We start from the raw sequence: 13,305 nt of genomic DNA, 5'->3' as shown, positions 1-13,305 counted from the left end.
GCCCGGACCCATGCTAATTAGAATACTAAACCTTTAAACTAAAAACAATGGAAAAGAACACACAACCCCTGGAAACATTCCGGACGTACGCCGAAGCTGAACTGGAAAAGCACCAACGCGAACTACAAACGCGCTACCAGGATAGGGAACTCTCTTCTGATGATATGAAAGAAGAGGCCTATCGAAAGCAACGGCAGGTCTTTGAAAAAGAGCTATCTGAAAAAATGATGGAGCTTTCAGGAGATAGCAACCAGTTCCTGCACGCCTCACTTACCGAATTGAAAGAGAAACTCGTAGACAGGCTCAGGCCTGAATCTTAATAAGCACGTTTACTTTGCCGATAGGTGGTACTTTTTATTCACAAAAAATCGCAGGTATGTTACAAGCAATCAGTGTATTGAACAGAAAAATCCTGATGCTACTGTTTCTTTCCACGGCAGCCTTAGCCCACGACAACGATTCGGACGAACATCAGGACACTACCGAATCGATACAGGCCGCTACACAAAACCAGCGAGAGGAAGAATCCATGCATTCAGAACATCACGTTACCGGCACCGCTGAGCTGAGTGACTTTCCTAACCTTCACCCGCTGGTAGTACATATACCCATTATGCTGCTGGTTTTTGCCGCGGTACTTCAACTGATTTCATTCTTTGTTTTCAGGGAAGCGCTGAGCTGGATCGTCATGGGAGCTGTTCTGGTGGGCTTTGTCGGCGCCTATGCCGCCGCCGTGTGGACCCACCCCCACGTAAGCGACCTGACGGAACAGGCCCGAAAGGTATACGAAACCCACGATACCTACGCCCAATGGACCCTCTGGCTTAGTGGCATTGCCACCGTGTTTAAAGGACTGAGTCATTTTTTATTTCACCGAAAAACCTGGGCGGAGGCAGTAGTGGCCTTAACATTGCTGGCCGCTGCCTACACCGTAAGCCTGGCCGGTCACCACGGGGCTCAGCTGGTATTCATTGAAGGGGTTGGCCCTCAGGGTCATTATCTGGAATCAGAAAAAGAGCATAGCCATTAAGCAGTACGTATGCTAAAAGACCTCCATGTAAGCTTGTTTATCGTTCCGGTGATTGTACTCTCACTGGTGATAGGAACGTATGTGTTCCTGCTGAAAAAAACGGAGGATCAAGCTTTTTTTAAACGATTGATAGCCCGGATCGCCATTCTGGCCTTTGTCCTCAACCTAACCTGGGAGCTGGCCCAAGGGCCCCTGTACGAAGGGTATGTCTACGATTTTCAGCATATCAGCTTTTGTACCCTGGCTTCCTTAGCCGATGTACTAATGGTACTCCTGCTTTATCAGGGTTTTGCTTCCATTTTGAAGGAGCCCCTTTGGATGGGAAGCCCTACCGTGGGGCGGGTACTTGCCCTGATGAGCGTAGGGGCTTTGGGAGCCATTCTGGCGGAAATACGGCACACCTGGGAAGGCAACTGGGCCTATGCAGAATCCATGCCTCTTTTGCCTTTTGTGGAGGTAGGATTATCCCCGGTGTTACAGTTTACCCTTTTGCCAGTCCTGGTATACTGGTTAAGCTTTCAATGGATAAAAAAGACTCCAAAACAAGGTCTGAACCGTAGCATGGGCGATAAAAATAGTGTGTAAATCGATTTTCAAAAGTAGCAATGCAGTAAGACTTTAATTAATTAGTACCTGCTATGCTTCTATAATAGAGAATCATAAAAATAAAAAGACAATGGAAAACCATAAGCATGCCACGAATGGACCAGTGGATCATTCAAAAATGGATCATGGTCAGATGTCGCATTCGTCCAATCCGGGTCATGGCCACATGGGCCACGACCACCACCGGATGATGATTGAAGATTTCAAGAAGAGATTCTGGATAACGCTGGTACTTACGGTTCCCATCCTGTTTCTCTCGCCCATGATCCAGGGGTTCTTTGGTTATGAGTATACATTTGCCGGTAGCAACTACGTTCTTTTTGCCCTTTCCACCGTGGTGTACTTTTACGGAGGCTGGCCGTTTATCAAGGGTTTCTGGGATGAGGTACGAGAGGGGGCGCTCGGTATGATGACGCTGATAGCGATGGCCATCAGCGTGGCGTACTTTTACAGTACCGCCACGGTGTTTGGTCTGCCGGGCATGGACTTCTTCTGGGAGCTGGCTACCCTGATCGCCATTATGCTATTGGGGCACTGGATCGAAATGAAAAGCGTACTCGGAGCCTCCAAATCGCTGGAACTGCTGGTGAGCATGATGCCGGCCGAAGCCCACCGGGTAAGGGGTGATAGTATAGAAGATATTAAACTGGAAGAATTGCAAAAAGAAGACATCATTCTGGTGAAGCCCGGTGAAAAGGTACCCGCCGATGGACTTCTGGTCGAAGGCTCCGGCTACCTGAATGAGTCCATGCTGACGGGAGAGTCAAAGCCCGCTAAAAAAGTGGTCAACGACCGGGTAATCGGGGGTTCGATCAATGGCAACAGCTCCCTGAGGGTTCGGGTACTGCATACCGGAAAAGACAGCTACCTGACGAAGGTAATTACCCTGGTCCAGGAGGCTCAGAAATCCAAGTCTAAAATGCAGAACCTGTCGGACAAGGCCGCCAAATGGCTCACCTACATCGCTTTGGCGGTTGGCTTTGGCACCCTGGCCGTGTGGCTATTACTCGGTTTTCCTTTCGTCTACGCCCTGGAACGCATGGTTACCGTCATGGTCATTACCTGTCCGCACGCCCTGGGTCTGGCTATTCCTCTGGTTGTAGCCATATCCACGTCAGTATCGGCACAGAACGGGCTGCTCATCCGCAACCGGACCGCCTTTGAGGAATCCCGCAAGATTACCGCCCTGCTTTTTGACAAAACGGGTACCCTTACCAGGGGCAATTTTGGCGTAACCCGACTCGAATCCGTTGATCCCGCCTATACCTCCAAAGAACTGCTCAGGCTGGCGAGTGCTTTGGAGCAAAGTTCCGAACACCCCATTGCCGTAGGCATTATGCGGAAAGTAAAAGAAGATGAGATAGACGTACCAAAGCCGGAAAACTTCCACGCCATTACGGGCAAGGGGGTTGAGGCAATAGTGGAAGGGAAAGAAGTGAAAGTAGTGAGTCCGGGCTACCTTCGGGATGCGAATATTACGCTCCCGGAGGCGGCTTCCGGCGATGCCGCCGAAACCATTGTATTTGTACTGGTCGAAGGAAAATTAGCCGGCTACATCGCCCTGGCCGACGAGATCCGCCCCGAATCCAAAGAGGCCATTGCGGTCTTTAAACGGAATAATATCAAAGTACTGATGGCCACCGGTGATAACGAGAAAACCGCTAAAGCGGTCAGTGATCATCTCGGGCTGGATGGCTACTACGCCGAGGTACTTCCCCACCAGAAAGTGGAGATTGTAAAAGAACTACAATCGAAAAACGAGTTTGTGGCCATGACGGGCGACGGAGTCAACGACGCCCCCGCGCTGGCCCAGGCCGATGTGGGTATTGCGGTTGGTTCAGGAACCGACGTGGCAGCCGAAACGGCCGATATCATTCTCGTCAATAGCAATCCGCAGGATATAGCCAATCTGATCCTGTTCGGCAAGGCCACGTATCGGAAGATGATCCAGAATCTGGTGTGGGCAACGGGCTATAACGTGTTCGCTATCCCCCTGGCTGCCGGGGTGTTTTACTCATCGGGTTTCGTGTTAGGACCGGCCATCGGGGCCGTCTTCATGAGCCTTAGTACGATCGTTGTGGCCATCAATGCCCAACTTTTAAAGAACCAAATCAAAACCAACCAAATCCAATAGTTTATATGAAAACCACCCTCCATGTCTTTGTAGCCGTCCTGATTAGCAGCGCTACCTATGCCCAGCACGAGCATCATCAACCGGCCGAATCTGAAACGGCCAAACCCAAGCCCAAAAGTCCCCGGCAATCCGCCATGGCCATGGTGGGTGACAACCACGTTCATGTCGATTACGGCTCGCCCAGTGTGCGGGGGCGACAAATTTGGAATGGGCTGGTGGCCTACGACCAGGTATGGGCTTCGGGTGCCCACAAAGCGACCTGGATCGATTTCTCTCAGGACGTTACCATCAACGGCAAGCTGGTTCCGAAAGGCAAGTATGGTTTTTTTACCATTCCCGGACCCAAGGAGTGGACGCTGATCCTTAGTAAGGACTGGGACATGCATCTGGCCGATGATTACAAGCCCGAGCAGGACATCGTACGGGTACAGGTAAAACCCGAAATGCACCAGAACGTAACTGAAGCCCTTACCTACGAGGTAGTACCTGAGGGTAAAAAGAAAGGCGAGATAAAGATGCGCTGGGACAAACTAAGCGTTTCACTGCCCTTTCAGAATAAATAAACACAAGTGCCTGACTCTTTTTAAAAGGAGTCAGGCATGCAGAAAAACGGGTAGCTACAAAGTGAATTCCCGAAGGTCTTATCTGATTATGGGTACTCTATATTGGTATTTTTTTACTGTTTATTCACCTAACACTTCCATACAATGAAAAGCAATTCCTATTCTAAATTCGCCTTAATGCTGGCGGTTTCGTTCGTCGTGATGTATTCCGTAATGTTCCTGAATGTAGATAGCGTTGATCACATCTATCTTAGCCTGAACCGGCTTTATATGACGCTGCTGATGGTAGCACCCATGGCTGTGTTTATGCTATTATTCATGGGAGGTATGTATAAAGATAAAAAAATCAACACTGCCATCTATGTCGTCAGCATCAGTGTGTTTGTGGGGGTGTTTGCCATGCTAAGAAACCAAACGTTGGTGGGGGACGTGCAGTACATGAAGGCTATGATACCACACCACTCCTCAGCTATTTTAACAAGCCAGAATGCTTTGATTGAAGACCCGGAGGTGAGGAAGCTTGCCGACGACATTATCAAGGCCCAGGAAAAGGAGATCGCTCAGATGAAAGCGATGTTGGATCGTCTCGAAAAGTGAGTTTGGGGGTAAATTTGTCGTTCTCTACTATTTCTTTGGATTGAGATTAATAGATGGAAAAGAATTTTAGCGATTAGGAAACGCCTGTATCAAATCATTAAATTTTAAGTCCCTATGAAACGATTCCAATTGGTTATAGTAAAAACCTATTTCGTGCTGCTGGCGCTCTCAACCCTGATCCTGATTGGGTGTGGTTCTGATAATGACCAGTCGGAAAGCCAACCTCCTGCTACCAGGAGTGAAGGGCCATCCCATGAGGGGATGGGGGGCGGTAGGATGGACGGAGAACACATGATGCAGGGAGAAGGCATGATGACTGAAGAAATGCATGAGGCTATGATGTCTGGCAAAATGGAACCCGGCATGATGGAGGATATGAGGAGTATCCGGCAACTGTTGATGGAGCACGGTAATATATCCCGCCGGGTGGAAAATCTGCCCAATGGGGTAAAAACCTGGACGACTTCTGATGACCCTCAACTGGCCTCCGTTATCCAACAGCATGTGCGGCAGATGAAAGAGAGAATGGAAGAGAAGAAGCCTATCCGGCAAATGGACCCCCTCTTTCGCGAACTATTCGATCAGGCTGATAAAATAAAGATTGAGTATCAAGACATTGAGAACGGCATCGTGGTTGTGGAAACCTCCGACGATCCGCGGGTAGTTAAGCTGATTCAACAGCATGCCCATAAAGCCGTTTCGGAATTTGTACAGCAGGGTATGCCCCGAGCCATGCAACCCACTCCCCTACCTGACGGTTATTAAAAGTAAAATTATGCGGGGATAGGCCGGCACAGTCAACCCTTAAACCATATTACTCAGATCAGACGCCCAGAAAGGGTGGCTGTACATCATGCTTTTCAGATCCTTCACCGTAAGTTTTCCTTTTATAGCCATCGCAAACAGGTTGATGGTTTCGCCCGCCGCGGGTCCCACCAGGTGAGCCCCAGGATAGTACCTTACTCCCTGCTGATTATAACTTTATAGGCATAGGCATCCGGCTGCATGTATATTTGGGGGGTAACGCTTTGAAGATCCTCGTTTACCTGTACCCCTTTTTTACAAGAGGCTGCCTGTCCCTTTTCCATATCCAGTAGGTCAATTTCAGGTACCCTACCCGTGGCATTGAAGACCCGTTGGTTTTCAATGGTCGCTTCGTCCTGGTCTGTCTGTAAGGCAAGCTTATTTAGACTGAGTTTCCACCGCACTGACTTTGTATCCCAGCCTCTCGATGGTCCGCTGAACTTCCGGCCCTTTAATTTTGTCAGGATCGAATTTCACCCGGACCAAATCACCCGGATATTTTACTTCCTGATCCAATACCCCCGCTTTTTCTGAAAGGGCTTTGTGAATATGACTGGCGCAGCCCGCACAGGTCATACCCGTCACCTTCAAGGTTACCCATTGGGAGGTTTCCGGCTTTTGTGTTTCGATTTTTTGGTTTGCTGTGCTTTGGGCCAGCGAAGACGTTAGGCTGACGAAGGCAACTACGAGTCCTACAATTAGAGTTTTCATATTAGTTTGTTGGATTAGTGATTATCTGAAAGTTCAAAATTGGTTACCGTATAACCAACTTCTTCCTCGATGGCTTTTTTCAGGACTTCAGGGCTTACCATACTGGGATCATAGGTTACCCGGGCCAGGCCCGCTTCGTAGCTTGCGGTAGCTTTCGTCACCCCTTTTTTGGAAGACAAGGCATGCGTGACACTACTTTCACACCCTGAGCAGGTCATACCCCGGATATCCAGCCGGGCCTGCCGGAGCGGAACATCCGAAGCCACAGCCACTGAGGTTGATGGGGAAGGTAACACAGCTCCGGAATAGTAGGGAAAAGCCATTAGCAGCAGAACCACCACCGTCATGATTCCCAAAAAGGTTTTGCTCTGCATGAAAGGTTTCTTCACATCCTCTTCACAGGCACAGTCCATGGCCTGCTTTTGGGGATTCAGTGTTCGGTACCAGGCCCAGCCCAGCATACCCAACGTAAGAATAATCAAATAAGGCCGGAAGGGTTCCAGCCAGGAAAAGGTCGCCGCCGCCCCTCCTATACCAGCCATTACCCCCAGCACCGGCGTGATGCAGCAGAGGGAAGCGCCGAGCGCCGTCAGGGTGCCGGCTACAAAAAGCTTACCTGAATTGTTTTTGGTTTCCATATCAGTTTATAAAACAGGGGGTTATTGACAGCAGGATTTATCCTGCTGAATGGGCGGGCAAGGTACTGTACCATAGGAGCAATAGACGCAACAGTCGCCTGACTGAGGGCGCAAAACGGTTTTGCACTGCTCGCATTCATAAAAAAACTGACAGGCATCCTCCGGCATTTGTTCGGTTTTCTGGTATTGGCACTCCGGGCAGGTAATCGTTGATTCGAGTTGTACGGCCATGGGCTAAACTAGTTGTGTTTTTTTGAGTCGGATAAAAAGAAGATTCAGCAAATCGGCATAGTCTTCGTTCAAAGAATAAAAGATGGTCTGTCCTACTTTTTTATAACGGATTAAATCCTTATCCTTCATTTTGCGCAGGTGCTGCGAAATCGCCGGCATAGACATATCCAGTACATCACTGAGGTCACAGGGGCACATCTGCCCTTCTCGGCTGAGCAGGAAGAGAATTTTAAAGCGAACCTCATTCCCTGCCAGACTCAATATATTGGACAATTCCCGGATTTCATCATTAACCAAAGCCAGTTCAATTTTGCATTGGTTCAACTGGCTTTCGTCCGCCACTACCCGTGTACACTCACTGATTTTCATGGATTTTGATATTATTTAAGCAATTACTTAATTAACACCCGAAATTCTTTTAATTAGTTCCTGTTAAAAAGAAAAAGACAGATGATTCGAACTCTTTAGATTTGACAAATCCGGTTTGATAACACTTTACAACCATTTTCTTAATGGGTTCTCGTATGTTTGGTGATAATTGTTAAGATAGGGAATAAAACCGATCTTGGCTGGCGAAGATTGTGAGAAATTGGGGTTCAAACAGCCGATAACTCGGGATGTTCGCTAGGGGATTTTAATCAACTTAATGTTTTGAGCGCCCAATCGGTATGATGCTGACTCCGGCGTGACGAAGTTTTTTTCTACAATGTCTTGCGATTCATAGTCTGAGCTGTTGATTTCTGCCCTAGTTCATAAAGGTCCTTATTCAAGGGGACATCTAATGATATTACATAGCTAGTCCCTTGGGACGACCGACTTTTGCCCTATGGGGCAATCCGAGTCGAATAAAAAATGGGTACGATACACAATGACATTGCGTCGAGCGACGGTGCGCCAATGTTCAACAACCGCTTCGTCTAATGTTATACTTATTAAATCGCAAAATACGATATATCCATGAGGCAGATAAATTTCTGCAGGGTTGCCTGAGCGAAACAGGTTTTTTCCGGGTTTGACCTCGTTTCCAGAAATATGGAGCCGAACCGAAAATAACCCTCACTTTTTCCGTCCCTGCAACCAGCGATTCACTTTATAAGTCACAAAAGAAGAACCGGCTCCGGTGACCGCCCCCGCCAGTACGTCGCTCGGGTAGTGGACGCCCAGGTGCAGCCGCGAGTAGCCGACCGCCCCGGCCCAAGCGTAGGAAGGAACTATGACGTACCATTTGGGATTTTCCAGGCTCAGTGACGTAGCTGTAGCAAAGGCTAGGGACGTGTGGCCCGAAGGGAAAGAGGGACTGCCGCCATCGGTCAGTTTCTGGATGCCGGGGTAGGTGACGAAAGGCCGGGGTCGATTGATCGCCCTTTTCATCACGTAGGTAATCCCCGACGATGCCACCAACCCGGCACCGATCACGACCGCTTTTCGTTGCGTGGGAACATCGTTTTTGATTAATCCAACACCCATTACGATCACCGGGACGCTGAAAGCAACGAGTACGGTCGTATTGGTCACGCCCTTGAAAAAGCCGTCGAGTTGGGTGTTGCGATTCAGGTTAATATCACGCAGCAGCCGGATATCGGCGTTTTGGGCCGAGGCGGTGGAGAAAATCGTCAGAGTAAGCAGACAATAGAAGCGAAGTGCTTTCATTTTATGATGAATTGGCGATGGGCGATTTTGAAATGGGAGACAGTCAAGTCTGGGCAAACCAAATCACCAAACCTGTAGAATTTCTGTATTTGCCAATGGGAGAACCATTTTTTTGAAATGTCTAAGTCTACGCCCCTTTCCAGATTTGCACCAGAATTGAGCCGTATTCTTGTATCATTAATTCACTTTAAAACAATCCAAACTATGAAACGCATGATTCTAGTGGCCCTCTTAGCCGCAACCTCTATGTTCAGCGCCAACGCCCAGAAAGTGAAAGCCGACAAAGTACCCGCCACTGTCAAGACGGCCTTCACGAAAGCTTACCCCAACGCCAGTGATGTGGAGTGGGAGAAAGAAAAAAACGGCGATTTTGAAGTAAACTTCGAGCAGGGTACAGAAGAAATGTCGGTGGTGTATAACCCGCAGGGTGTAGAGCAGGAAGTCGAAACCGAAATCTCCACCTCGAAACTGCCCACTGCCGTACAAGCCGCCCTTAAAGGCAAAAAGGTAAAAGAAGCCGCCATCATCAAGAAAGGCGGTAAAACCTATTACGAGGCTGAAGTCGGCGGCAAGGACCTGATCTTCGACGCCAGCGGCAAGGCCGTCAAGATGGACTAAGCCAGGCCTGGTCTTTTTACAAAGAGGGAGTCAAGCACCTGCAGCACTTGACTCCCTCTTTGTATGTCAGGATCACAGAAAAATTTTTGTCGGGTAGTAACCCTAATCAGTGAACAAAGACGCCACGACTCACTTTTCCACTCGACTGAAATGTACGCTTTTGCCAAACACCTCGAATCCCCAATACCCCCGCACGACCATTTCATGGGGCGAACTAAGCCGGGCCACCGACTTGAATGTGTGGCCCGAGTTGGGATCGTAGATGTTGCCGCCGCTCCATTCATTATCTGCTTTATCGAACTGCAAGTCATCGACCACCACCCTGCCCAACCACGAGCGGCCGCGCAGTTTGGGATTGGGATTTTCGGTGTCGCGGTGGGCCGCCAGCTTGCGGGGCGTAGCCTCGTTGCATTCGAACCACACGATGCGGGCGGCGTAGCGGTCATCGACTTTAAACACCTCCACTTCCAGGTCTTTGCCTTCCGACATCCAGCGGCCCAGCACCTGGTCGGAGTTCACTTTGCTTTGTGGGTTTACGAAAAACAGGATCGATAGTATGAGTAATGCTTTCATGGTTTCAGATTTTTAAGGATACAAAAAAATCAGGAATGAATAATACAGATTCCTGGCAAAGAAGGCTTTTCTACCGCGCCACTCGACTGAAATTCAAACTCTTCCCGAAAAACTCAATACCCCAGTACCCCCGTACGACCAGTTTCTGCGGCGAGGTCAACCGCACCACCGACCGGAAGGTGTGGCCCGAGTTGGGGTCGTAAATATTGCCGCCGCTCCATTCGTTTTTCTGGGCATCATACTTCAAGTCGTCCACCACGACCATGCCCAGCCAGGGGCGGCTGCGCAGGGCGGGGTCGGGATTTTCGGTGTCGAAATGTTCGCTCATCTTGGGCGTGCCGGGAGCCGTGCAATCGAACCAGACGATTCGGGCCGCATAGCGGTCTTTCGCTTTGAATACCTCCACTTCGAGGTCTCTGCCTTCGGACATCCACTTGCCGAGCATCCTGTCGGCGTTGGCGGTTTCCTGAGGGGTAATCGGGGTGGCAAAAGCCGACGTGGGCAAAAAGCCTGGCAGCGGGTACGTTCTGGGCGTGTTCATTGTGAGAAGGATTGAGAGAATGAGGATAGATTTCATGATTTTTTACTGAAAAGAGTTAAGGTCGGAGTGGTTAAAACTGAATCTTGACACCCGTGTAAATCCCGAAGCGGGTGATGCGGGCCTGATCCGCGCCCTGCAAGTGGTTGAGCCGCCAGATGCAGTCGATGGAAAAAAAGTTGAAGATGTTCTCGACGCCCACGCCCGCCTCGGCGTAGGGCGTGCGGCCCGTGGTGCGCACGGCGTTGATCTGGTTGAAATCGGTGTTGGCCTTCGTCAGGTCGCCCCAATAGAGGTTGGCCGTCAGTCGCTCGCGCAAGTGCAGCTTGTTGAGCAGCGGGACGCGATCCAGAATCAGCCCGCCCAGCGAGTAGCGCGTCTGCAGGCTGGCGTAGCGGTCGGCGGCGAATTCGTAGGGACTCATGCCGTAGAAAGCGTAGCGGTCGGCGATGTAGTAGGGGTTGCCGCGTGGAATGTGCAGCAACAACAGTGGCACTTTGCCGAAAACCTTGCCCGCGCTGAGGTTGTAGTACAGGCTGCCTTTCAGCGGCATCGGCACGTCCTGCGACACGCTCAGATTCGCTTTCACGTAGTCAAAGTAGGTGTTGCGGTAGATCGGAACGCTCGTGCTGACGTCCAGCCTCACGATGGGATAGCGCGTTTGGATGCGCAGCTTGTCGTAGTTGAAAATCACCGACCGCTCGTTGTGGGCGTAGCGGAGCGTCAGGCCGGCTTCCGAGTTATGCAGCGTGTGCAGCAGCGCGTAGGCCGGGTCGGTGGGGCTGATGAAATCGTCGGAAGGCACGTAGCTGAACTGGAACGTGGGCGTGATCGAGCCGTAGGAATAAAAGATTCGCGACGACCAGTCGTGGCTGAGGTCGCGCTCGTGGGAAATCCTGACCTGGCGCAGAAAATTCTGATATACTGGAATGGGCTTGCGCAAGGCGAGGGTAAACACGTTGTCGTTATCGAGAGCATCGCTGAAATCGGTCAGGGCGTCGTAGTCGTTTTTGAACGAAATCTCGTACTTCCGGTAGTTGACACGGTCGGGCACGTATTTGATACCCACGCCCTCTTTGAAACGGCGGTCGCGGGTGCCATAGGCCAGGTAGCCCCAGAAATTCCACTTCTGGCTCACGCCCTCCATCGACCACAACCCTGTCCGAAAGCGGACACCTTCGGTTTGGTTGGCGCTCACCAGCGAGCTGTACGGTCCCATCCGCCAGCGGTTGCCGAAATCCCAGTAGCCACTGAACAGAAACGTGGCAAATTGCGTGGTGTTGACGAAGCGGCTGTTGTGCTTGAGCGAGTCGGCGGTTTGGTAAATGGCCCGCTCGCGGGATGTCAGCGCCGACAAACGGTACGAATCCTCGAAGTAAGCGGTCGTATTGTCGGTTCGCTCCGGCCCCATGAAATTGTCGGCGTCGATGCCGTCCACGTTGCTCTTGTAGTCGGAGTAGTCGCTGCTGGACATCAACTTCACGGTGCGGCCCGTGGAATCGATGCGGCCCGGCAGGCCCAGCAGTCCCAGTCCGTTCTCGAAATTGAGACTCACCCGGCTCCGGACGGGCACCCATACGGTACCCTTGTCGGAATCGCGGATGGGCGCGAATTCCTGCTTCACCGAAAGCTGCCGGATAAAATTCAGATTGACCGTCGGGCTGGTCACCATTTCCACCTTCTTCACGGCGTAGGAATCCGATTCAATCCACAGCGTCCCCTCGAAGGTGTTCTCATTTTTGTGTTTGGGGCTGAAATGCAGCAGGTAAGTGAACACGCCGTTCTCCACCAGCGTATCAGGCTTGGCATAGTCGTAAAACGCCAGGCCCAAATCCGAGACCGGGCCGAGAAACGAGGTCTTCAAGATCGGAATTACGCCATCATAGGCGTTGGGACGGATGTTGAACTTGTCGAACTTGGCCCCGAGGGCGTCGGTCTGCAACCCCAGATTTTTCTGGGCGATCAGGTACTTGGCGTCGGTTTGGTTAGCCTTGGCGTGGTACTCCTTGTAATATTCTTCCTTGAAATACACGGGCAGCGAAGCCGTGTTGGCCGTGTCGGCGTTGAACTTCTGATAAACACTCATGATATTGCCCAGCAGCGAGCGCCGTTCCTCGGTCGTAAAATTCTCGATGTCCAGTTCGGTGCGCATGTAGTCGTTGCGGACGAAGTTAAGCAGCCGGGCGGGGTCGTTGTCCTTCTTGTGGGCGATCACCATTTTCATCAGCGTCTTGCCGGGGTCGCGGTACGACATCACCACCACTTCCTGCAACTGATTCGCGACGGCTAGTAGATTCACGGTCAGCGTCGGCAACGTTTTGGCGTCAATGACCAGCTTCTGCTGCTCGTAGCCCACTTCCGACACCAGCAGCGTATCGGGAAAAGCCTTCACTGTGAGCGTGAAAGCACCGTTTTCGTCGGTGGTCATGCCGTTTTGGCCCATTTTCAGATAGACGCTGGCGAACGGTACGCCCTCGCCCGAGACTTTGTCCAGCACCTTGCCTTTCAGCACGAAGGGCGGGGGCGTCGTCTGGGCCGAAGCCGTCGTCAGACCATTGAAGACGTAAAGCAATACGAGGAGGGTAATATTTACTAAGATTTTCATGATTTGA

At 50.8% G+C, this 13,305-nt stretch carries 17 protein-coding genes; 8 read left to right on the top strand and 9 right to left on the bottom strand.

Going from position 1 to position 13,305, the window contains the following annotated elements:
• The first annotated feature begins 47 nt into the window (after positions 1-47).
• From HNQ92_RS25295 to HNQ92_RS25265, 7 genes are all read left to right on the top strand, one after another.
• Positions 48-320, top strand: coding sequence for a hypothetical protein (locus tag HNQ92_RS25295; protein WP_184178708.1), 273 nt, complete (start codon positions 48-50; stop codon positions 318-320).
• Between the two features lie 77 nt (positions 321-397).
• Positions 398-1,030: a DUF2231 domain-containing protein gene (locus HNQ92_RS25290; RefSeq protein ID WP_184178707.1), complete on the top strand. Its 633-nt coding sequence runs from the start codon at positions 398-400 to the stop codon at positions 1,028-1,030.
• Between the two features lie 9 nt (positions 1,031-1,039).
• A complete protein-coding gene (locus tag HNQ92_RS25285) occupies positions 1,040-1,615 on the top strand; it encodes a hypothetical protein (protein ID WP_184178705.1) in 576 nt (191 codons plus the stop codon).
• A 91-nt stretch (positions 1,616-1,706) separates the two neighbouring features.
• Entirely contained in the window at positions 1,707-3,770 is a 2,064-nt protein-coding gene (locus tag HNQ92_RS25280) for a copper-translocating P-type ATPase (protein WP_184178703.1), read from the top strand.
• A gap of 5 nt (positions 3,771-3,775) precedes the next feature.
• Positions 3,776-4,333 carry a DUF2911 domain-containing protein gene (locus HNQ92_RS25275; RefSeq protein ID WP_184178701.1) on the top strand — a complete coding sequence of 186 codons (558 nt, stop codon included), beginning with the start codon at positions 3,776-3,778 and terminating at the stop codon, positions 4,331-4,333.
• A gap of 144 nt (positions 4,334-4,477) precedes the next feature.
• Positions 4,478-4,930, top strand: a complete 453-nt coding sequence (locus HNQ92_RS25270; protein ID WP_184178699.1) for a DUF305 domain-containing protein — start codon at positions 4,478-4,480, stop codon at positions 4,928-4,930.
• A gap of 114 nt (positions 4,931-5,044) precedes the next feature.
• On the top strand, positions 5,045-5,695 hold the full coding sequence (locus HNQ92_RS25265) for a hypothetical protein (RefSeq protein WP_184178697.1): 651 nt from the start codon (positions 5,045-5,047) through the stop codon (positions 5,693-5,695).
• Between the two features lie 39 nt (positions 5,696-5,734).
• On the opposite strand, the gene HNQ92_RS29235 is transcribed toward HNQ92_RS25265, so the two are convergent.
• The 6 genes from HNQ92_RS29235 to HNQ92_RS25240 form a co-directional block, all read right to left on the bottom strand.
• The gene (locus tag HNQ92_RS29235; protein ID WP_425504316.1) at positions 5,735-5,827 is read right to left on the bottom strand and encodes a hypothetical protein; all 93 of its coding nucleotides are present in this window, start codon (positions 5,825-5,827) and stop codon (positions 5,735-5,737) included.
• Positions 5,828-6,112: 285 nt separating this feature from the next.
• Positions 6,113-6,445, bottom strand: coding sequence for a heavy-metal-associated domain-containing protein (locus HNQ92_RS25255; protein ID WP_184178693.1), 333 nt, complete (start codon positions 6,443-6,445; stop codon positions 6,113-6,115).
• A 14-nt stretch (positions 6,446-6,459) separates the two neighbouring features.
• Entirely contained in the window at positions 6,460-7,083 is a 624-nt protein-coding gene (gene merTP, locus HNQ92_RS25250; protein ID WP_184178691.1) for a mercuric transport protein MerTP, read from the bottom strand.
• A 21-nt stretch (positions 7,084-7,104) separates the two neighbouring features.
• Entirely contained in the window at positions 7,105-7,314 is a 210-nt protein-coding gene (locus HNQ92_RS28800; protein ID WP_246440827.1) for a GDCCVxC domain-containing (seleno)protein, read from the bottom strand.
• A gap of 3 nt (positions 7,315-7,317) precedes the next feature.
• Complete coding sequence (locus tag HNQ92_RS25245) at positions 7,318-7,683, bottom strand: ArsR/SmtB family transcription factor (RefSeq protein WP_184178689.1); 366 nt, start codon at positions 7,681-7,683, stop codon at positions 7,318-7,320.
• A 687-nt stretch (positions 7,684-8,370) separates the two neighbouring features.
• Positions 8,371-8,964: a phosphatase PAP2 family protein gene (locus HNQ92_RS25240; protein WP_184178687.1), complete on the bottom strand. Its 594-nt coding sequence runs from the start codon at positions 8,962-8,964 to the stop codon at positions 8,371-8,373.
• A 204-nt stretch (positions 8,965-9,168) separates the two neighbouring features.
• Here HNQ92_RS25240 and HNQ92_RS25235 point away from each other — a divergent pair, with 204 nt between their 5' ends.
• The gene (locus tag HNQ92_RS25235; RefSeq protein WP_184178685.1) at positions 9,169-9,582 is read left to right on the top strand and encodes a PepSY-like domain-containing protein; all 414 of its coding nucleotides are present in this window, start codon (positions 9,169-9,171) and stop codon (positions 9,580-9,582) included.
• 129 nt (positions 9,583-9,711) lie between these two features.
• Here HNQ92_RS25235 and HNQ92_RS25230 read toward each other — a convergent pair whose 3' ends face one another.
• The 3 genes from HNQ92_RS25230 to HNQ92_RS25220 all read right to left on the bottom strand — a co-directional run bounded on the left by HNQ92_RS25230 (position 9,712) and on the right by HNQ92_RS25220 (position 13,298).
• On the bottom strand, positions 9,712-10,155 hold the full coding sequence (locus tag HNQ92_RS25230; protein ID WP_184178683.1) for a DUF2147 domain-containing protein: 444 nt from the start codon (positions 10,153-10,155) through the stop codon (positions 9,712-9,714).
• Positions 10,156-10,225: 70 nt separating this feature from the next.
• Entirely contained in the window at positions 10,226-10,696 is a 471-nt protein-coding gene (locus HNQ92_RS25225; protein WP_184178681.1) for a DUF2147 domain-containing protein, read from the bottom strand.
• 70 nt (positions 10,697-10,766) lie between these two features.
• Positions 10,767-13,298, bottom strand: a complete 2,532-nt coding sequence (locus HNQ92_RS25220; RefSeq protein ID WP_184178678.1) for a DUF5686 and carboxypeptidase-like regulatory domain-containing protein — start codon at positions 13,296-13,298, stop codon at positions 10,767-10,769.
• Between the last annotated feature and the right edge of the window lie 7 nt (positions 13,299-13,305).

Origin of the sequence: Rhabdobacter roseus (assembly GCF_014202275.1) — a bacterium.
Classification (GTDB): domain Bacteria; phylum Bacteroidota; class Bacteroidia; order Cytophagales; family Spirosomataceae; genus Rhabdobacter; species Rhabdobacter roseus.
Note: the sequence above shows the minus strand (reverse complement) of the source record. Positions and strands in the feature narration are given on the sequence as shown.